This window comes from Chitinophaga eiseniae (genome assembly GCF_900167135.1).
Classification (GTDB): domain Bacteria; phylum Bacteroidota; class Bacteroidia; order Chitinophagales; family Chitinophagaceae; genus Chitinophaga; species Chitinophaga eiseniae.
Window position 1 is genome coordinate 796,747 of the sequence record NZ_FUWZ01000001.1, and the last position, 19,397, is coordinate 816,143.

Below are 19,397 nucleotides of genomic sequence, written 5' to 3' on the forward strand. Positions count from 1 at the left end.
TTAGTCCTGCTTGACGCCTGCTTCGAAAATATCATTGATCATGGCGATATACAGGTCGCTTTTGTCGGTTTCCTTGCGGACCTTGCCTGCCATGAGATTGATCATTTTCTGTATGATACGGGAAGACACTTGTTCCATGTCTTCCACTTTATAGCCGGAGCCGTTTTTCTGTTGTTGTATTTCGCGGGTGTGGATCTCCTGTAATTTGTCTTTTACTGCTTTGAGCACAACGGCATGTTTGCGCATTTTGTACCAGTAGAGGAATTCGGCCATATACTCCTCGATGATGGCGAGGGCTTTGGGCACTTCACCCAGCCTGTTTTGCAGGGTTTCGTCCTGTACTTTGGACAGTTCATCGACGTTGATCAGGGACACATGTTCCAGGTCGCCAACAGCTGATTCCACGTTGAACGGGATGGAGAGGTCGACGATCAGTTTAGGGGAGGACTGATAGAAGTGGGATGCCAGTACCGTAGGTTCGGGGGCATTGGAGGCTACGAGCACCACATCGGCGGCCTGCATTTCAGGGACCATGTTTTCGTAGGGTGCGTAACGCAGTCCGTGCTGGCCGGCAAAATCGGCGGCCACCTGGAGGGTGCGGTTGATGAGGGTGATCTCTTTCACGCCCAGGTATTCAATCATGTTCTTGCAGGTGTTGCGGCCTATTTTGCCGACGCCTACGAGCACGATTTTTTTATGGCGGATATCCGGGCATTGGCGTTCCAGCAGGCGTACGGTGGCGAAAGCCACTGACACGGTGCCTTTGCTAAGGCCGGTTTCTGTCTTGATCAGTTTGGAAACCTGTAATACGCTGTTGACCAGTCTTTCGAGGAAGCTGCCGAGGCATTGTTGTGCCTTGGCGAATTTGGCAGCGTTGCGTATCTGGCCGATGATTTCATAATCACCGAGGATCTGTGAATCGAGGCCGGTGCCTACCTGGTACAGGTGGCGGATGGCTTCTTCGCCGGATTTGACATAGGCCAGTTCTTCCAGCTGTGCACGGTCGCCGTGCGTCTCGCGGGACAACAGGTCCAGCAGGTCGCCGGCAGAATTGGCGAACCCGTATACTTCTGTTCTGTTACAAGTGGAGAGTACAAAGAGATCATCTAATTGCACAGTCCTGGCATGCTCCAGGAGTTGTTGGTATTGGGCCGGATTAATGGCGTATAATCCCCTGATAGCAGCGTCGGTTTTCTTATAGTTGATGCCAACGATATGAAAATTTGCTATTTCTTTTGAGTGACTGACCTGCATGTTTTTGAATAAGCTTCCGGCTGCAAAAATACTTGCATACGCCGCAAACAAAAGGGATTAGGCTGTCATTAGTGTGTCATTTCTCCTACTGGTGTTCTGTACGACGAAAAAATGATTTTTATCAGTTTTTTGCCTGTCCGGCGTCATAAGGCGGATGGTAACACGAATATACGAAAAATACCATTGGATTCATTACAAACACATGACATTCGGGCCGGTGGCCGGGCTTTGCAGCCCCTTCCTGAAAAAGCATTTTGTGTGGATTTGTTATTTACTTTTGCAGCAATTTATTAAGCACCATGGTATCTAAATCTGAAGTTGGCATTATTCTGATGAATCTGGGTTCGCCCGACAGTACGGCAGTTCCCGATGTAAAACGTTATCTGCTGGAGTTTCTGATGGACAAGCGTGTGATCGATTATCCATGGCTGTTCCGTAAAATACTCATAGAAGGGATCATTGTTCCCCGCCGTGCGGAGAAATCGGCCGAAGCTTATTCCTCCATCTGGTGGGAAGACGGCTCTCCGCTGATCGTGCTGACCAAACAATTACAGGCGGCCGTGCAGCATGATATGGATGTTCCTGTGGAGATAGCCATGCGTTATGGCAATCCGCATCCGGAAGTGGCATTTGACAATCTGCTGAAAAAGAACCCGCAGCTCAGGGAGGTGATCCTGCTGCCTTTGTATCCGCATTACGCCATGTCCTCTTATGAAACAGCGGCGGAGTATGCGAAAGAAATCTACAAAAAGAAAAAATATAAATTCAAACTCTCCGTCATACCGCCTTTCTATGATGAGCCTGCCTATATTGACGCCATCGCAGAGAGCATGCGGCCCTTCCTGCAACAGCGCCACGACTATGTGCTGTTCAGTTACCACGGGGTGCCGGAACGGCATATCCGTAAAGGAGATGTTACCGGCCATCATTGCATGAAGGTAACGGACTGCTGCCATGTGAAGTCGGCGGCCCATGAATTCTGTTACCGGCATCAGGTGACGATTACAGCGGAGCTGGTAGCGGCTAAACTGGGACTGCCCCGGGAAAAATGGGGGATCTCTTTCCAGTCGCGCCTGGGCCGGGAGGAATGGTTGAAGCCTTATACTGCCGGTTTGTTGGAGACATTGCCGAAAGAGGGGAAGAAAAACCTGCTGGTGGTATGTCCGGCGTTTGTGTCTGACTGCCTGGAAACACTGGAAGAGATTGCAGTGGAAGGGAAACATTCATTTATGAGCAACGGTGGCGATAGTTTTACCATGATACCTTGTCTGAACGTGCATCCGATGTGGGTAAACGCTATCGTCAAATACTGTAACCAGATCATGCAAGCGGAAACCGTATAATCCTGTTCATATGCCACAGAAACCCGTTTTGATCATCGGGGCCGGTATTTCCGGTCTGAGCATCGCCTACGAGCTGCAAAAAAGAGAAGTGCCCTACCTGGTGCTGGAAGCGGCCGGTCACAGCGGCGGTATGATACATTCATTCAACAAGGAAGGTTTTGAGCTGGACGCTGGTCCGAATACCATCGCCACTACGCCGGAAACGATGGCTTTTCTCCACGAAATCGGCCTGGAGCAGGAGATACTGCCTGCCGCTGCTGTAAGCAAAAACCGTTTCCTGGTGAGAAACAACCGGTTGCACGCCGTATCGCCTCATCCGTTCAAAATCATGGGATCTGATTATATCAGCCGTGGCAGCAAATGGCGCCTGTTTACCGAGCGGTTCCGCAAACCCGCGCCGGTACAGGGAGAAGAGACGGTGACCCATTTCGTGGAGCGGCGGTTCAACAAAGAGATTGCCGATTATCTATTCGATCCGATATTGTCCGGCATTTATGCCGGTAATCCCGACCTGATGAGCATTGCCGAGGTGTTGCCCGCATTGCCGCGCTGGGAAAGGGAATACGGTAGCGTCACCAAGGGGCTCATGAAAGAAAAGGGCGTAATGGCGGGGCGCAAGATCATCAGTCTCGCGGGCGGTAATCAAACGCTCACGCGGCGTTTGCAGGAGCGTTTGCAAACACCGGTATGTTTTCAGACGACCGTGAAAAAAATTGAGATAGCGCCGGATGGCGGTTACCAGGTAGTCTGTGACGGGCAGGGCGGAGCATCCATACTGGAAGCCGATCGTATTATTCTGACCACGCCGGCCTATACTGCTGCACGGCAGCTGGCGGCGCTGGACGAAGGGCTGGCTGCGTTGTTGCAACAGGTGTATTACCCGCGCATGGGCGTGCTGCACCTGGGCTTTGAGGCCAGTGCGCTGCCGCAGCCGCTGGAAGGCTTTGGTTTCCTGGTGCCCCATGCTGAGAAACTGCATTTCCTCGGCGCCATCTGCAATTCGGCCATCTTCCCGCATAAAGCGCCCGACGGGAAGCTGCTGCTGACTGTCTTTACCGGCGGTTCCCGGCAGGAGCACTATTTCGATGAGCTGGGCGCCGCACAATTACAGGAAACGGTGGTGAAAGAGATCCGTTCGCTGCTGGGGCTGACAGCAGGCCCTGTGATGCAGCATTTTAGTTTTATACAACAGGCTATCCCGCAACTGAATACCGGACATGCAAAGTTGCGTGCTGCCGTTGCCGCCATGGAGCACAACTATCCCGGCATATTGCTCAAAAGTAATTTTGTACAGGGCGTGGCCTTACCTGCGCTGATACAGCATGCCGTGTCGCTGGCAGATAAGCTGAAGAAAAATTAATCAGCGATTTTGTTTCTTAGTTGCCGTTTTTTCTTTAAATTCCATTATAAATTTCCACCAGATGATTGCAGGAATTTTAAAAGAAAAAAACGGTGAAACCCGGGTGTCCCTCACGCCTGAAATCGTGAAACAGCTGCAGCAGATGTCGGTAACCGTGTGGGTGGAGCAGGGTGCCGGCGCTCAGGCTTTCTATAACGATGACGCCTATATGCAGGCGGGGGCGCAGATAAAAACGGCCGCCGAAATCCTTTCCCAATCCGATATCATTTTTACGTTGCAGCCGCCTCCGCGGGAGCTGGCAGCGCAGATACCCGCCGGGAAGGTGATCCTGGGCGTGCTGCAGCCGTTGTTCCGTCCGGAAGAGGTGGAGTACTGGGCTGCACAGCAGATTACGGCGCTCAGCCTCGACGCCATTCCCCGCACCACCCGTGCGCAGGTGATGGACGTGCTTAGCTCCCAGGCCAATATCGCCGGTTATAAGGCGGTACTTCTGGCTGCGTATACCTATTCCCGTTATTTCCCCATGTTCATGACAGCTGCGGGCAGTATCGCCCCGGCCAAAGTGCTGATACTGGGCGCCGGTGTGGCGGGCTTGCAGGCCATCGCCACCGCCAGGAGACTGGGCGCTGTTGTGGAGGTATTTGACACCCGCCCTGCCGTAAAAGAAGAGGTGATGAGCCTTGGCGCCCGCTTCGTGGAAGTGGACGGCGCCGCAGACGCCTCCTCCGCCGGCGGTTATGCCGTAGAGCAAAGCGCTGATTATCAGCAAAAACAACAGGCTAAAATCGCCGAAAGCATCGCCAAAGCAGATATTGTTATCACCACCGCTCAAATACCGGGCAAAAAAGCACCCGTGCTGGTCACCCAACCCATGCTGGACCAGATGCGCAGCGGTGCTGTGATCATAGATATGGCCGCCGCCACCGGTGGTAACACCGCCCTTACCCGGAACAATGAAACCGTGCTTTACCAGGGTGTTACCATCATCGGTAATTCCAACCTCGCCGCCTCCATGCCGGCGGACGCCAGCAAACTATACGCTAAAAACGTTTTCAATTTCCTGAAACTTATATTGACCAAAGAGGGAAACCTGCAGCTGAATTTTGAGGATGACATTGTGAAGGGCGCCTGCATTACCCACAATGGCGAGATCGTTCACGAGCGCCTGAAAAGCGCGAAACCGGCTGCCAGCATCTGATCGCTGATAGCGGGACCGTACCGGCTAATCAAATACCGCAAGCATGGAACATATTCTATCTTTTATTCAACAACATATAGAGCTGATCTATATCGTGATCCTCTCCGTTTTCCTCGGCGTGGAAGTGATTTCACGGGTACCGTCTGTGTTGCACACGCCGCTGATGAGCGGCGCCAACGCTATTCACGGCGTGGTGATCATCGGTGCGATCATCGTGATGGGGCAGGCGGAGCAGGACAATTATCTGGCGCTGGTCCTCGGCTTCCTGGCGGTTATTCTGGGTACGGTCAATGTGGTGGGCGGTTTCGTGGTAACAGACCGTATGCTGGAGATGTTCAAAAAGAAAAAGAAATAACGGTTTAAAGCGCAATGTTTATGGGACTCAGTGTACTATCTGTTATCTATCTGATCGGCTCTGTTACGTTTATTCTTGGCCTGAAAATGCTCAGTAAACCGGATACTGCCCGCAAAGGCAATCTGGTGGCGGCTGCCGGCATGGCGCTCGCCATTGTGGGCACCATCTTCCTGTATAAATCCGACGGAAAACATCTGCATAACTACGGCTGGATTGCTGCCGGCCTCCTTATAGGCAGCGTCATCGGCGTGATGGCTGCCAAAAAAGTAAAGATGACGGCCATGCCGGAAATGGTGAGTATGTTCAACGGCATGGGTGGCGCTTGCGCCGCCCTCATCTCCGTGGTGGAGTTTGATCACCTGGTACATTCACGGTTTGATCTTAGGGAGGTGTTCTCCGGGATGGCGGAACAGGCGGTGCTGCAATTGCACAAGTTGCTCCAGTCCGGCACGGACATGTCGGTGGACCTCAGCCCTGATCTGCGCGGGCATCTGCTGATTATTCTGCTGGGCCTGATCATCGGCGCTGTTTCTTTTGCCGGCAGCGTGGTGGCATGGGGCAAACTCAATGGCCGTATCCGCGATTTTGCTTTCAAAGGGCAGCATATCGTTAATCTTGTAGTGATGGCGATCGTGGTGATCGGTGCGGCAGTGCTGGTGCTGACAGTCAACCAGCGCATGGAAGACACGATGAAAGCTGGTTCCGCAGACGGGTTGCTTAGTTTTCAATTGTTATTTTACCTGATACTGATCTGTGCGCTGATCTACGGCGTTTTGTTTGTGTTGCCCATTGGCGGCGCTGACATGCCGGTGGTCATATCCCTGCTCAATTCCTTTACCGGCGTAGCTGCCGCCTGTGGCGGTTTCCTGTACGACAACCCGGTGATGCTCACCGGTGGTATCCTGGTAGGATCTGCCGGTACTATCCTGACCATCCTCATGTGCCGGGCGATGAACCGTTCGCTGAAAAATGTGCTGATCGGCTCTTTCGGCGGCGGCGCTGCAGCCGCAGCAGCGGGAGGCAAGGAACAGGGCAGCTACAAGGAAATCAGTTTGTCGGATGCCGCCGTGGTGATGGCTTATGCCGGCAAGGTGATGATCGTTCCCGGTTACGGCCTTGCCGTAGCACAGGCGCAACACGCCTGCCATGAGCTGGAAAAACTGCTGGAAGATAAAGGTGTGGAGGTGAAATACGCCATTCATCCGGTGGCGGGCCGTATGCCCGGCCATATGAACGTATTGCTGGCGGAGGCGGACGTGCCCTATGAGAAATTGCTGGAGATGGAAGATGCCAACGCAGAAATGCCTACAACCGATGCTGTACTGGTACTGGGAGCCAACGATGTGGTAAACCCGGCCGCTAAAAGCGATCCTGCCAGCCCTATCTACGGAATGCCTATCCTGGAAGTGGAAAACGCCAAACTGGTGATCGTGAATAAACGTAGTATGAAGCCAGGTTATGCCGGCATCGAAAATGAGTTGTTTTTTCAACCAAAAACATCCATGTTGTTTGGAGATGCCAAACAGGTATTGCAACAGCTGGTGGCAGAAATTAAGCAGGTATAGTCCCGCAGCGGCGCAGAGGGCCGGATTTGTTCTCGCAAAGTCGCTAAGCAGCAAAGCGCGCAAAGAATGTTTTTAAGAAAGCAAAGGAGCGAAGATCAAACATCTGATCTTCGCTCCTTTGCTTTCTCTGCTCGCTTACATCATCTTTGTTTTCTTTGCTCGCTTACATCATCTTTGCGTTCTTTGCTGCTTAGCGACTTTGCGAGAACCCCGAACCTTCGTATTTTTGCGGAAAAAGCGCATTGTCCAATCCATTACCCGCAACACTGATAGCCTCCCTGGAAGGCCTTCCCGGTTTTGACCGGGCGCCGTTTGAGCAGGTGCATGCAGCAGCAGAAAAAATTACTTCCCTGAGATTAAATCCACTGAAAGTATCTGGTAAGGCAGTACAGGAGAGCATCTTGTCCGCTTTGTCGGCCGATGGGGCTACACAGGTGCCGTGGAGCACAACAGGATTCTACCTGCCCCGGCGTCCTTCTTTTACGCTGGACCCTTACTTTCACGCAGGGGCGTATTATGTGCAGGAAGCTTCTTCCATGTTTCTCGAGCATGCAGTGCGGGCAACGACAGATCTGGACCAGCCGCTGAAAGTGCTGGACCTCTGTGCGGCGCCGGGCGGTAAATCTACCTTACTGCAATCGTTGCTCAATGAACAGAGCCTGCTGGTGGCCAATGAGGTCATTAAGCCAAGAGCTTCGCTGCTGGCGGATAATCTCAGTAAATGGGGCGCTGCCAACGTGGTGGTGAGTAATAATGACCCTCGTGATTTCAGCCGGCTGCCGGGTTATTTTGACCTGGTCGTGATTGATGCCCCCTGCTCCGGTTCTGGCCTTTTCCGCCGTGATCCCGAGCTGATCCCGGAATGGTCGCCGGAAAATGTGCAGCTATGCAGCCAGCGCCAGCAAAGAATTCTGGCCGATGTGCTGCCGGCGTTGAAGGAAGACGGTATCCTTATCTATTCCACCTGCTCCTTCTCAAAAGAAGAAGATGAAATAATATTGGATTGGCTCGCCGATCATTTTGAACTGGAAAATATTCCGCTGAATATCCCGGAAGAATGGCAGATAGTTACAACGGTAACGGATAAACGAAACTGTGCCGGTTACCGTTTTTATCCCAACAGGCTGAAGGGCGAAGGCTTTTTTATCAGCTGTTTCCGCAAAAAGGAAATGGCGCACGCGGCGAAACGCAAAGAGACGAAATCGGCGGTCGTGAATGCAAAGGAAAAAGAATTGTTGGCCTCCTGGATACAGTTGCCCGACGGATATGGTTATCTGCCCCATCAGGACGAAATGCTGATTTTATCCCCATTGTTGACAACAGAAATCGCATTCTTGCAACAACAGTTGTATATTCGCAAGGCGGGCGTTAAAGCGGGCCAGGTAGGAAAGAAGGAATTGATACCGGACCACCAGCTGTCCATGAGCCCACTGGTGGCGGAACGCGTGCCGGTAGTGGACGTGGAGCTGAAAGCGGCATTGCAATACCTGCGCAAGGAAGATCCGGGCATCGATACACCTGTCAGAGGATGGGCGTTGATGCGTTACGGTCAGATGGCCCTGGGATGGGCCAAAATACTCCCCAACCGCATGAACAACTATTATCCTAAAGAACTCCGTATTTTGAAAGATATCAGCGGGCTGTAAAAAACACCCGCGCTATTTGTTCCCGCTGTCACATATTTGTGAAATAGGCTGCCAACAAGTGTTTGCCGGTGAGTTGCGACCAACTGCGTCTCCTCATGACAAACAACAAAAAGCATGTTTTTTCGTTTGTTTTATTAAATATTTTTGTCAATTTTATCGCATATATTCGTTGCCCGAAAAAGGACGGTCATTCAATCATAAAAAGAGTTAGTATGGTAAAATCGATTCTATCAATAGCCTTGTTTGGTTTAAGTGCAGGAGTGGTAAAAGCGCAGGACACACTGCTGGTACAGGGTACCACACCGGCTCTTTACATCTCTCACGTTGTTAAAAAAGGAGAGAACTTCTATAGCCTGAGCCGTGCCTATGGCGTGCCCCCCAAAGAAATTGCTGCTGCCAACAAGATAACGATGGATCACGGATTGCAGTTAGGACATCAGCTGCATATCCCGCTGACAAATGCGAATTTCTCCCAGAAAGCGGATGCCAGCGGAACACCGGTATATCACAAAGTATCTGAGAAAGAAACTTTATACCGCGTCAGTGTTAACTACAACAAAGTACCCCTGGACAATATTCGCCAATGGAACAGCTTTCAGGGCGACGGTCTGAAGAAAGACAGCTACATCATTGTCGGCTACCTGAAAGGAGGCAGCGGCGCTACTGTTGCAGCTCCGGCACCGGCCCCCGCTCCCCGCAAGGAGGTGGTGAAAAACGAGCCGAAAGAACAGACACCTCCGGCAGAACCTGTAACGCCTCCGGCAACAGAAGCACCCCGTAAAGAAGTGAAAAAAGAAGCCGAAGCCCGCCCGGTAACAGACACCCCGGAAACCGCGCCAGCGCCTGCCCCGGCTCCGAAACCGGCAGCACCCGTAGTGGCCAGCGGCGACTTCGAGAAGCTGTACGATCAACAGACCAGCGGCGGTAAAAAAGCCACCACAGAGAAAGGCCCCGGCACCTGGTTTAAAAGCAACGCGGTAGGTAAATACTACGCGCTGCACAACACAGCAGCCCGCGGTACGATCATCAAAGTCACCAACCCGCTCAACGGTAAAGCCATCTACGCCAAAGTACTGGACGTGATCCCGCAGATGAAATCCAACGCAGGCCTCATCATAAAACTGAGCGATGGCGCTATGCAGGCGCTGGGCACTACAGACGCCCGCTTCTACTGCGAACTGAGCTACGATAATTAGTTCCCGCAAAGCACGCAAAGGCGCCAAGCAGCAAAGACGCAAAGAATAAAATATAAGCGAACCAAGAAAGCAAAGGAGCGAAGATCATATTTTGATCTTCGCTCCTTTGCTTTCTTATAATTCTTATTAGTCCTTTGCGTCTTTGCTGCTTGGCGCCTTTGCGTGGCTAAAAACGGTATCCCCGCAGAAACGCCTCGGTATCCATCCGTTTCTTGCCTTCCAGCTGCACCTCATCGAGATAAAGGTAACCATCCGGCGCCGCCATCCTCACATAGGTCTTTTGGTCTGTGTCGAATTCGCCGGGAGCGATAGACGGTTTTCCCGGCTCCTTATGCGCTTTGTATATTTTGATGCTTTTGCCTTGTAACGTTGTCCAGGCGGCAGGATAGGGGCTCAGGCCGCGTACGAGATTATATATTTTGTCCAATGGCTCCTGCCAGTTGATCTGACAGGTTTCCTTGAATATTTTCGGCGCATGTTTGATATCTTCGGCGGCGATGGTTGCCTGTGGCGTTTCCTGTGCATTACCTGCGGCAATGGCCTGTACGGTTTTTAACAGCAGGCGGGCGCCGGTATGCATCAGCTCATCATGCAGCTCACCCGCAGTTTCATCTTCGCGGATGGCAACTTTGTCGGACAGGAGGATATCGCCGGTATCAATTTCGTGCTGTAGTTTGAAAGTCGTAACACCGGAAGTTGTTTCGCCGTTGATGATGGCCCAGTTGATGGGCGCCGCGCCGCGGTAGTTGGGCAACAGTGACGCATGTACGTTGATGGTGCCTTCCGGAGGCATATTCCACACCATTTCCGGCAGCATACGGAAAGCCACCACCACCTGCAGGTCTGCTTTAAGTGCGGCCAGCTGTGCGATGAACTCCGGATTTTTCAGTTTCTCCGGTTGCAATACGGTTAACCCTTTGCTGACAGCATATTTTTTAACGGCGCTCTCCTGCATTTGCAGGCCACGGCCGGCGGGCTTGTCGGGCGCGGTGATCACGCCCACGATATTAAATCCGTTCTCTACCAGTATATCAAGGGATGCTACTGCGAAATCAGGCGTCCCCATAAAAACGATGCGAAGCTGTTTGTTCATAGACCGCAAAAGTAAATCAATTATTCCTCGTACAGCAGGTATTTTGCACGGATGGCTTTAAACCGCTGCAGCCCCGGTTCCCAGCTTCTGCGGATGTCTGCTTCCGACAGGCCGTTTTTGATTTGCTGCTGTAATTGTGCATTGCCTGCCAGTTTATTGAAGAAGTTGTTAAAGAATTTATCTTTTTCGGGATACAGTGCATATGCCTGCAGCAACCATTTCAACGCTATCTGGCGGCCTTTTGCGGGCGCCGCTTCGGGCGCTTTGCTCAGATCGAAGCCGTAACACAACTGATCTTTCAACGGCGGGTTTTTAGCGCCGGGTACGCTGCGTGGCGTAAAAGAAAAACCCTTCTTAGGGAACAACGGGGAGCCAAACAGTTGGAAAGGCTTGTCGGTGCCGCGTCCCAGGCTGACAGGCGTGCCCTCGAAGAAACAAAGGGAGGTGTACAGGTTCACCGCCGCCATGTCAGGCAGATTGGGAGACGGTGCAACCGGCAAACGATAATACGTATGGTGCGTGTAGTTTTCGCAGGGGATAACGGTCAACCTGCATTTGACACCTTTGTTGAGCCAGCCTTCGCCATTGAGCATCTGTGCGTATTCTCCTACGGTCATGCCATGTACGATGGGGATGGGCTGCATACCTACAAAGGAGCGGAAAGCCGTGTCCAGTACAGGTCCGTCCACATAGTCGCCATTGGGATTGGGCCGGTCGAGCACGATGATGGGTTTGTTGTTGGCTGCGGCAGACTCCATGAGTTCCTGCAGGGAAGAGATGTAGGTATAGAAACGGGCGCCTACGTCCTGTACGTCGAAGATGAGCACGTCTACATCCTGCAGATCGGCTGCTGTGGCTTTCCGGTGCTGGCCGTAGAGTGATACGACGGGCAGCCCGGTATTTTTATCGGTGCTGTTACCCACTTTCTCACCGGCGTCAGCCTGGCCGCGAAAGCCGTGCTCAGGGCTGAAAATCTTGGTGATGTGTACCTGTAGTTTCAGCAGTGTGTCTACCAGGTGCGCCTGGCCGATGGTAGCGGTTTGGTTGACGAGCAGGGCCACCCGCTTGTTTTGCAGCAGCGGCAGGTACTGACTGGTTTGTGCGGCGCCCGGTATCACATGGGTGGCGTACTGCGCCTGTGCGGAGGCGAGCAGGCAGCATAAAAGCGTGCAGAGGATTAATATACGGTTCATGCCTGTTAAGATACGGCAAAACCCGTATGGCAGTGAGAAAAAATGGTGATATATGGTCGGTTTTAGTATCTTGCGGCTATTATTCACTATAAACAACTAATTTATGCAAGCTGTTAAAAACGGGGATACTGTGAAGGTGCACTATCAGGGCCGTTTGACCGACGGTACCATGTTTGATTCCTCCGAGGGCAGAGCGCCGCTGGAGTTCAAAGTTGGTGCGCACATGGTGATCAAAGGCTTTGAGAACGGTGTGCTGGATATGAAGCCGGGCGAGAAGAAAACAATTCATATCCCTGTTGATCAGGCATATGGTCCGAAGAATGATGAAATGATCATGGAATTTCCTAAAGCAAATATACCTCCTGACCTGAACCCGGAAGTGGGTATGGAACTGCAGATGAGCAATCCTGAAGGCCAGGTTTTCCAGGTAAGAGTTGCTGCCGTGGGTGCTGAGTTCATCACCCTGGATGCCAACCATCCGCTGGCTGGCCAGGATCTGGTGTTTGATCTGGAACTGGTGGAAATCGCATAATAGCTGGTTATTTGATCATTGAGATACTTCAATGATCAAATAACCAAACATTGATATTTTAGACCGGTACTTTTATAGGTACCGGTTTTTTATTTTCATCTATTGCCACAAAGGTGAAAATACCGCTGATCGCATGTTCCCGGTGGTCAACGTACATCTGTTCCACATAGATGTCCACTCTTACTTTCAGACTGGTGTTGCCTACATGTATCACCGTGCCGATCAGCTCCACGATGGTGCCGTGCGGAATAGGTTTTTTGAAATCGATTCTGTCTGATGATACGGTGACGGTACGCATTTTCGTGAAGCGGGTAGCGGTGATAAAGGCTACTTCGTCCATCATATGCATGGCGGTGCCGCCGAAAAGGGTGTCATAATGGTTTACCGTGTTAGGAAATACCGCTTTGAAAATTCTGGTAACGGATTTCTCGATCTGTTCTTCGTATGCCATGGTTTGATTTATAGTGGAGCATCAGGCTGTTTTTGCAATGCGGCCTGTAATTCGCGTAAACAATTTTCGCAGAGGCAGCCCTGGTATTTTTCGCTTATCCTGAAACGTTCTTCCAGCGTGAGTGGTACCCCGCTGCACTGGCAGCGATGAATACTGTTGACCCGGCATTCAAAAGTCCGGTTGCAGCGGGGGCAGGAGACGATTTCATGTTTCAGCATGTGCCAAATGTACGAAATGCTGAAGGAATGAAATTACACCAGTTGTTTTCTCACTTCACGGGCAGCCTGTACCATGTTACGCAATGACATTTCCGTTTCCGGCCATTTCCTTGTTTTGAGGCCACAGTCAGGATTTACCCAGAGATTGCGGGCGGGCAGGAGTTCAGCTGCACGCTGCAGCAGTTTGCCCATTTCTGCTACGCCTGGCACACGGGGGGAGTGTATATCGTATACGCCCGGCCCTGTTTCATTAGGGTAGCGGAACTGCGCAAAGGCTTCCAGCAGCTCCATCTGCGAGCGGGAAGTTTCCATGGTGATCACATCTGCGTCCATAGCGGCTATGTGGGCGATGATATCATTGAATTCTGCGTAGCACATATGCGTGTGTATCTGTGTGGTGTCCTGCACGGGCGCTACCGACAGGCGGAAGGCATCGACAGCCTGCTTCAGGTAGGTGTCCTGCTGACTTTTGCGCAGGGGCAGTCCTTCGCGCAGCGCCGGTTCATCTACCTGTATAATGGCTATACCGGCATCTTCCAGGTCTTTCACTTCATCACGGATAGCCAGCGCTATCTGAAATGCTGTATCCATGCGGGGCTGATCGTTTCTTACAAATGACCATTGCAGAATGGTGACAGGACCGGTCAGCATGCCTTTCACTGGTTTACCGGTAAGTGATTGCGCATACCGGCTCCAGGCAACGGTCATCGGCTGTGGGCGCCATACATCGCCGTAGATAACGGGTGGTTTTACGCAGCGCGAACCATAACTCTGTACCCAGCCGTTTTGCGTGAAGGCGAAACCTTCCAGCTGCTCGCCGAAATACTCTACCATGTCGTTGCGCTCAAACTCGCCGTGCACCAGCACATCCAGGCCCAGCGATTCCTGCCATGAGATGGCTTCCCGGATAGCGACGCTGATGTCCTGATCGTATTGTTCAGCGCTGATATGCCCTTTTTTGAGATTGGAGCGCAGCTGTCGTATTTCCACGGTCTGAGGGAACGAACCGATGGTGGTGGTTGGCAGCAACGGCAGTTGCAGCTTTTCCTGCTGTAGGGGCTGACGTTCGGTAAAGCTGTGCGCACGTGAGAAATCATCCGGCGTGATACCTGAAAGCCGCGCTTTCACTGCCGGTACATGAATGCCTGGCGCCGTTTTCCGTTGTTCCATCACCTGCTGGTTCTCCGCCAGCAGCGAGGTATCCCCGGCAATGATTTTTTTCAGGGAGATGACTTCCTGTACTTTCTGCCGCGCAAAGGCCATCCATTGTTTCACATCTGCCTTGAGGGCTGTTTCATCGTCCAGGTTGTATGGCACATGCAGCAGCGAGCAGGAGGTGGCCAGCATGACGCGTTCTGTGCCCAGCGCCGCGGTGGCGCGGTTGATCAGCGCCAGCGAGGCGGCGTAGTCGTTTTTCCAGATGTTGCGGCCGTCTACCACGCCCAGTGATAGCTGCATATTTTCAGGAAGCATTTTCAGGAGGCTGTCCACCTGTTCCGGTGCGCGGACAAGGTCTATATGCAGCGCATTTACAGGCAGCTGCAAAGCCAGTTCTGTATTATCTTCCAGCGCGCCAAAGTAAGTGGTGAGCAACAGTTTCAGGTCCGGGAACGCTTCACGGATAGCGGTGTAAGCCAGCTGGTACAGTATTTTATCAGCAGGTTCGAGGTCAGTCACCAGAGAGGGCTCATCAAGCTGTATCCAGTCGGCCCCGGCATTGCGGAGGGCGGCCAGCAGTTCGAGATAGGCGGGTAGCAGCTGTTGCAATAAGGATGCGCGGGTAACGCCGGCCGTCTTTATTTTGCCACAGAGGATGTATGTCACAGGCCCTATCAGTACAGGTTTGGTGCGGATGCCCTGTTGCAGCGCCTCCTGGAACTCCAGTATGCTCTTACGGGATTGCAGGCTGTAAGTCTGACTGTCATCAAATTCAGGTACCAGGTAGTGATAGTTGGTATCAAACCATTTGGTCATTTCCACCGCCGTGAGATCGAAGCCATTCTTCTGATAACCCCTTGCCATGGCGAAGTACAGCTCCAGGCAGTGCGGGTTGGCAAAAGACCGGCGCAGCTCCTGGAAGCGGGCGGGTATCACGCCCAGGGCCATGCTCATGTCCAGCATCTGATCATAAAAAGAAAAATCGTTGGAGGGTATCAGGTCTATGCCTGCCTGATGAAGGGTTTCCCAGTGCTCTTTTCGTAGTAGCCTGGCCGTTAGTTCCAGTTTCTCCAGGGAAATTTTACCTGCCCAGTAATTTTCACAGGCTTTCTTCAGTTCTCGCTGGCTGCCTATTCTGGGGTAGCCTGGAATATTGGTAATCATATACAGGATGGTTTTTGTTCCCGGCAAACCTATTAATATTGTATGTTTGTTTTATTAATATTGAAAAAATTGGTGTTTTGTAGTAGAAAAATGGTCTTTTGTAGAATTTTTTACTGAAACGACTATTGTGAGCGATGGTTAAACAGAACAATTTACGGCAAAAGGGTGCACCGGTTTTTTCCTTACGTTTGCAATATGTTTACAAATTACTCATATACTGTTGATACGCGCTTTATTCGTTACGCGCAAATAGATACACAATCCGATCCGCAAAGCACCAGCTTTCCCACTACAGAAAAACAGAAAGACCTGTCCCGTCTGCTGGTAAAGGAATTGCACGAGATGGGCATCACCGATGCGGAACTCGACGAACATGGTTACGTCTATGCCACTATTCCGGCCAATACCGACAAACAGGTGCCGGTCATCTGTTTCTGTTCCCATGTGGACACCTCCTCCGACAGCAGCGGCACCGGTGTGAAACCGATCGTGCATCGTGCCTATGATGGTGGTAATATCGTATTACCGGATGATAAGAACGTGGTGATCAGCCCGCGGGAGCATCCTTACCTGGCCGGCAAAAAGGGAGATGACATCATTACCGCCAGCGGCACAACGCTGCTTGGTGCTGACGATAAAGCCGGCGTAGCGGAAATTATGGACGCCGCTCATTTTCTGATGACGCATCCGGAAGTAAAGCACGGCGCCATCCGCATCCTGTTCACTCCTGATGAAGAAGTGGGCCGCGGCGTGGAAAAAGTAGATATGAAAAAACTCGCCGCTCAATTTGGTTATACCATGGATGGCGGTGAACTGGGATCACTGGAAGACGAAAACTTTTCTGCCGACGGCGCTAAAATCACGGTATATGGCGTAAGCGCGCATCCCGGTTCAGCGAAAGACAAGCTGGTAAGCGCTATCAAGATCGCCAGCGAGATCGTGGACGCTTTGCCGAAAGACAGCCTTTCTCCAGAAACAACGGAAGACAGGGAAGGGTTTATCCACCCGGTACGTATAAGCGGCACCGTAGAAAAAACAGAGATTGATTTTATTATCCGTGACTTCACCACTGCCCACCTGGAATCTCACGAGGCCTTCCTGCGCCGCCAGATGGAGAAGGTGCTGGAGCGTTATCCTGAAGCCCGGGCCACACTGAAAGTCAACGAGCAATACCGCAATATGAAAGAGGTGCTGGACCTGCATCCGGAAGTGACTGCGTATGCAGCGGAGGCTATCCGCCGTGCGGGCATACAGCCGTTGAAAATGAGCATCCGTGGCGGTACTGATGGTTCCCGCCTGTCTTTCATGGGATTGCCCTGCCCTAATATTTTTACCGGTGAAATGGCCCTCCACAGCAAACAGGAGTATGTCAGCATACAGGATATGCAAAAAGCGGTGCAAACAATCGTATATCTGGCACAAGTTTGGGAGGAAAAGGCCTGATCAGTTACGTATTTCGTAATTATTTTACTATTTTAACCGTTAATAGAAGAAAATCCACATGATACTAGGGCTTATCACATTATTGCAGGATACATTGCTTCCGAAGGCCGATTCTTTAGCGCAGGCCGCCAATGCAGCTGCAGCACCACCACAAGAGATACACCTGATCGACATGCTCATGAAAGGGGGCGTACTCATGATACCATTGGGTATTCTCTCCGTTATAGCGGTATTTGTGTTTGTAGAAAGATATCTGACCATTGCAAAGGCGGGCCGTCTGGAAGATAACTTTATGCCGATGATCCGTGATCAGATCACTACCGGCAATATTATGGGCGCCCGTTCCCTCGCCAAAAACACGCAGGGGCCTATCGCACGGATGATCGACAAAGGCCTGCAACGCATCGGAAAACCGATCGATTCCATTGAGAAGTCTATGGAAAATGTGGGTAAACTGGAGATCTACCGGATGGAAAAAAATCTGGTGATCCTCTCCATCATCGCCGGTATTGCGCCGATGTTCGGGTTTCTGGGGACCATCGCGGGTATGATCCAGACCTTCTTCAACATCTCTATCACCTCCGATATTACCCTCGGCACCATCGCGGGTGGTATTTATGTGAAGATGATCACCTCGGCTACCGGTCTGATCATCGGTATTGTGGCCTTTATCGGTTACAGTTTCCTGAATGCACAGATAGACAAGGTTGTTAACAAGATGGAAGGCGCTGCAGCAGAGTTTACTGACATTCTGCAGGAACCCACCCGCTAAAACCACCACTCATGAATTTACGCAGGAGAAATAAGAAACACGTGGAGATGCACAACTCGGCACTGAATGACATCCTGTTCATTCTGCTGTTGTTCTTCCTGATTGTTTCCACACTGGCCAATCCCAACGTCATCAAACTGATGTTGCCGAAAGCCCAGAGCAATACCAAAGCCAAGCAGACCGTCGTAGTGAGCATCAACGAAAAGCATGAGTTTTTTGTAGGGACCACCAAAGTGCCTTTCGAGGGCCTTAAACAGGCGCTGGCGCCCGCGGTCGCCAATGAGAAGGTAGACCCGACCATTGTGATCAATGCGGAAAAATCAGTGCCGATAGAAGATGTGGTGAATGTGATGGAGGTTGCCAAACAGATAGGTGCCAAGGTAGTGCTGGCAACGGCTAAGCAGTAGTCTCGCAAAGCGCGCTAAGATTTTAATACAGATTAAGAACGCAAAGAAACGGAGACCATCTTTCAGATTATGTTATGCGGTATGATTGATTTATCATACTTAACATACAAAGATCTGAAAGATGGTCTCCGTTTCTTTGCGTTCTTAATTTATTAACTTAATCTCTGCGTTCTTTGCGAGCCCTTAACCATTCTGTCCTTGCCGAACATATCCTGCCGGAGCGTCACGTCCTGGAAACCGAGCGACTGCAGCAGGTCGACCACCTCTTTGCCCAGTGATTCATTGATTTCGAAATAGAGGGCGCCGCCGGGGTTCAGCTTCTGCAGGGCTGTGCCGGCGATGTGCCGGTAAAACAACAGTGCGTCGTTGTCCGGCACAAACAGCGCGATAGATGGTTCGAAGCCCCATACCTGCTGCTGCATAGTGGCTTGTTCGCGCTGTGTGATGTAGGGAGGGTTGCTGACGATCACGTCAAACGAAGGCAGTGTGGCCATCTGTTGTGCATCGAGGGCGCTGCGCTGTTGGAAATCCACTTCCAGCCGCAGGCGTGCGGCGTTGCCTTTCGCGACGGCCAGCGCTTCTTCACTGACATCTATGGCTGCTACCACGGCGGAGGGGATGTTTTGTTTCAATGCCAGCGGGATACAGCCGCTGCCGGTGCCGATGTCCAGCAGATGCGGGCGGGCGTGGCCGGCGAGGTCGTCCAGGATCCAGGCTACCAGCTCTTCTGTTTCCGGCCGAGGGATCAGCACATGCCGGTTGACGGTCAGTTCCATGCCGTAAAACCAGCCGGAGCCGGTCACATACTGCACGGGTTCCAGCCGTTGCAGCGCTTCTATGGCGGCTTTCAGCCGGGCGTTCTGGTCGGGCGACAACAACCGGGCTTTGTGCACCAGACGGTCCAGTTTATTCATGCCCGTTATATGCTCCAATACGATATGCGCTATATTGGCTGCTTCGCGTGGATCGTATACATCGCCGATGGCGCCGGTGATATAGGTAAAGGCTGTTTGTATAGTCAAATTTGATAATTTAAAAATCAGCCGGAA

At 51.8% G+C, this 19,397-nt stretch carries 18 protein-coding genes; 11 read left to right on the plus strand and 7 right to left on the minus strand.

What is annotated here, in order from left to right; translation table 11 throughout:
* Positions 1 to 1,254: a glutamyl-tRNA reductase gene (gene hemA, locus B5D63_RS03350; protein WP_078667340.1), complete on the minus strand. Its 1,254-nt coding sequence runs from the start codon at positions 1,252 to 1,254 to the stop codon at positions 1 to 3.
* A 299-nt stretch (positions 1,255 to 1,553) separates the two neighbouring features.
* Between hemA and hemH the strand changes: the two genes are divergently transcribed.
* From hemH to B5D63_RS03385, 7 genes are all read left to right on the plus strand, one after another.
* Complete coding sequence (gene hemH, locus B5D63_RS03355) at positions 1,554 to 2,597, plus strand: ferrochelatase (RefSeq protein ID WP_078667341.1); 1,044 nt, start codon at positions 1,554 to 1,556, stop codon at positions 2,595 to 2,597.
* 10 nt (positions 2,598 to 2,607) lie between these two features.
* Entirely contained in the window at positions 2,608 to 3,957 is a 1,350-nt protein-coding gene (gene hemG / locus B5D63_RS03360; RefSeq protein WP_078667342.1) for a protoporphyrinogen oxidase, read from the plus strand.
* 61 nt (positions 3,958 to 4,018) lie between these two features.
* Positions 4,019 to 5,155 (plus strand): Re/Si-specific NAD(P)(+) transhydrogenase subunit alpha, encoded by a 1,137-nt coding sequence (locus tag B5D63_RS03365; RefSeq protein ID WP_078667343.1) that lies wholly within the window; start codon positions 4,019 to 4,021, stop codon positions 5,153 to 5,155.
* 43 nt (positions 5,156 to 5,198) lie between these two features.
* Positions 5,199 to 5,510, plus strand: a complete 312-nt coding sequence (locus B5D63_RS03370; RefSeq protein WP_078667344.1) for an NAD(P) transhydrogenase subunit alpha part 2 — start codon at positions 5,199 to 5,201, stop codon at positions 5,508 to 5,510.
* A gap of 20 nt (positions 5,511 to 5,530) precedes the next feature.
* Complete coding sequence (locus B5D63_RS03375) at positions 5,531 to 7,075, plus strand: NAD(P)(+) transhydrogenase (Re/Si-specific) subunit beta (RefSeq protein WP_078668525.1); 1,545 nt, start codon at positions 5,531 to 5,533, stop codon at positions 7,073 to 7,075.
* Between the two features lie 242 nt (positions 7,076 to 7,317).
* A complete protein-coding gene (locus B5D63_RS03380) occupies positions 7,318 to 8,721 on the plus strand; it encodes a methyltransferase RsmF C-terminal domain-like protein (RefSeq protein ID WP_078667345.1) in 1,404 nt (467 codons plus the stop codon).
* A gap of 212 nt (positions 8,722 to 8,933) precedes the next feature.
* Complete coding sequence (locus B5D63_RS03385) at positions 8,934 to 9,917, plus strand: LysM peptidoglycan-binding domain-containing protein (RefSeq protein WP_159455875.1); 984 nt, start codon at positions 8,934 to 8,936, stop codon at positions 9,915 to 9,917.
* Positions 9,918 to 10,083: 166 nt separating this feature from the next.
* On the opposite strand, the gene fmt is transcribed toward B5D63_RS03385, so the two are convergent.
* The gene (gene fmt, locus B5D63_RS03390) at positions 10,084 to 11,010 is read right to left on the minus strand and encodes a methionyl-tRNA formyltransferase (protein ID WP_235021450.1); all 927 of its coding nucleotides are present in this window, start codon (positions 11,008 to 11,010) and stop codon (positions 10,084 to 10,086) included.
* A gap of 20 nt (positions 11,011 to 11,030) precedes the next feature.
* Positions 11,031 to 12,203: an exo-beta-N-acetylmuramidase NamZ family protein gene (locus tag B5D63_RS03395; protein WP_078667347.1), complete on the minus strand. Its 1,173-nt coding sequence runs from the start codon at positions 12,201 to 12,203 to the stop codon at positions 11,031 to 11,033.
* Between the two features lie 103 nt (positions 12,204 to 12,306).
* Between B5D63_RS03395 and B5D63_RS03400 the strand changes: the two genes are divergently transcribed.
* Positions 12,307 to 12,735, plus strand: coding sequence for an FKBP-type peptidyl-prolyl cis-trans isomerase (locus B5D63_RS03400; protein ID WP_078667348.1), 429 nt, complete (start codon positions 12,307 to 12,309; stop codon positions 12,733 to 12,735).
* 58 nt (positions 12,736 to 12,793) lie between these two features.
* On the opposite strand, the gene B5D63_RS03405 is transcribed toward B5D63_RS03400, so the two are convergent.
* Genes B5D63_RS03405 through metE form a run of 3 tightly spaced genes read right to left on the minus strand, consistent with a single transcriptional unit; the run spans position 12,794 to position 15,726 of the window.
* Positions 12,794 to 13,186 carry an acyl-CoA thioesterase gene (locus B5D63_RS03405; RefSeq protein WP_078667349.1) on the minus strand — a complete coding sequence of 131 codons (393 nt, stop codon included), beginning with the start codon at positions 13,184 to 13,186 and terminating at the stop codon, positions 12,794 to 12,796.
* An 8-nt stretch (positions 13,187 to 13,194) separates the two neighbouring features.
* Positions 13,195 to 13,404, minus strand: coding sequence for a cysteine-rich CWC family protein (locus B5D63_RS03410; RefSeq protein ID WP_078667350.1), 210 nt, complete (start codon positions 13,402 to 13,404; stop codon positions 13,195 to 13,197).
* 33 nt (positions 13,405 to 13,437) lie between these two features.
* Positions 13,438 to 15,726 (minus strand): 5-methyltetrahydropteroyltriglutamate--homocysteine S-methyltransferase, encoded by a 2,289-nt coding sequence (gene metE / locus B5D63_RS03415; protein ID WP_078668527.1) that lies wholly within the window; start codon positions 15,724 to 15,726, stop codon positions 13,438 to 13,440.
* Between the two features lie 195 nt (positions 15,727 to 15,921).
* Between metE and pepT the strand changes: the two genes are divergently transcribed.
* From pepT to B5D63_RS03430, 3 genes are read left to right on the plus strand one after another with little or no spacing between them, the layout of a single operon-like run.
* A complete protein-coding gene (gene pepT / locus B5D63_RS03420; RefSeq protein ID WP_078667351.1) occupies positions 15,922 to 17,169 on the plus strand; it encodes a peptidase T in 1,248 nt (415 codons plus the stop codon).
* A gap of 58 nt (positions 17,170 to 17,227) precedes the next feature.
* A complete protein-coding gene (locus B5D63_RS03425; RefSeq protein ID WP_078667352.1) occupies positions 17,228 to 17,941 on the plus strand; it encodes a MotA/TolQ/ExbB proton channel family protein in 714 nt (237 codons plus the stop codon).
* Positions 17,942 to 17,952: 11 nt separating this feature from the next.
* Positions 17,953 to 18,348, plus strand: a complete 396-nt coding sequence (locus tag B5D63_RS03430; protein ID WP_078667353.1) for an ExbD/TolR family protein — start codon at positions 17,953 to 17,955, stop codon at positions 18,346 to 18,348.
* 152 nt (positions 18,349 to 18,500) lie between these two features.
* Here B5D63_RS03430 and prmC read toward each other — a convergent pair whose 3' ends face one another.
* A complete protein-coding gene (prmC, locus tag B5D63_RS03435; RefSeq protein ID WP_200816900.1) occupies positions 18,501 to 19,370 on the minus strand; it encodes a peptide chain release factor N(5)-glutamine methyltransferase in 870 nt (289 codons plus the stop codon).
* Between the last annotated feature and the right edge of the window lie 27 nt (positions 19,371 to 19,397).

Excerpts from the sequence above, each read along its gene's own strand:
- hemA (WP_078667340.1), bottom strand. The coding sequence starts at position 1,254 with ATGCAGGTCAGTCACTCAAAAGAAATAGCAAATTTTCATATCGTTGGC.
- hemH (WP_078667341.1), top strand. The coding sequence starts at position 1,554 with ATGGTATCTAAATCTGAAGTTGGCATTATTCTGATGAATCTGGGTTCG.
- hemG (WP_078667342.1), top strand. The coding sequence starts at position 2,608 with ATGCCACAGAAACCCGTTTTGATCATCGGGGCCGGTATTTCCGGTCTG.
- B5D63_RS03365 (WP_078667343.1), top strand. The coding sequence starts at position 4,019 with ATGATTGCAGGAATTTTAAAAGAAAAAAACGGTGAAACCCGGGTGTCC.
- B5D63_RS03370 (WP_078667344.1), top strand. The coding sequence starts at position 5,199 with ATGGAACATATTCTATCTTTTATTCAACAACATATAGAGCTGATCTAT.
- B5D63_RS03375 (WP_078668525.1), top strand. The coding sequence starts at position 5,531 with ATGGGACTCAGTGTACTATCTGTTATCTATCTGATCGGCTCTGTTACG.
- B5D63_RS03385 (WP_159455875.1), top strand. The coding sequence starts at position 8,934 with ATGGTAAAATCGATTCTATCAATAGCCTTGTTTGGTTTAAGTGCAGGA.
- fmt (WP_235021450.1), bottom strand. The coding sequence starts at position 11,010 with ATGAACAAACAGCTTCGCATCGTTTTTATGGGGACGCCTGATTTCGCA.
- B5D63_RS03395 (WP_078667347.1), bottom strand. The coding sequence starts at position 12,203 with ATGAACCGTATATTAATCCTCTGCACGCTTTTATGCTGCCTGCTCGCC.
- B5D63_RS03400 (WP_078667348.1), top strand. The coding sequence starts at position 12,307 with ATGCAAGCTGTTAAAAACGGGGATACTGTGAAGGTGCACTATCAGGGC.
- B5D63_RS03405 (WP_078667349.1), bottom strand. The coding sequence starts at position 13,186 with ATGGCATACGAAGAACAGATCGAGAAATCCGTTACCAGAATTTTCAAA.
- B5D63_RS03410 (WP_078667350.1), bottom strand. The coding sequence starts at position 13,404 with ATGCTGAAACATGAAATCGTCTCCTGCCCCCGCTGCAACCGGACTTTT.
- metE (WP_078668527.1), bottom strand. The coding sequence starts at position 15,726 with ATGATTACCAATATTCCAGGCTACCCCAGAATAGGCAGCCAGCGAGAA.
- pepT (WP_078667351.1), top strand. The coding sequence starts at position 15,922 with ATGTTTACAAATTACTCATATACTGTTGATACGCGCTTTATTCGTTAC.
- B5D63_RS03425 (WP_078667352.1), top strand. The coding sequence starts at position 17,228 with ATGATACTAGGGCTTATCACATTATTGCAGGATACATTGCTTCCGAAG.
- B5D63_RS03430 (WP_078667353.1), top strand. The coding sequence starts at position 17,953 with ATGAATTTACGCAGGAGAAATAAGAAACACGTGGAGATGCACAACTCG.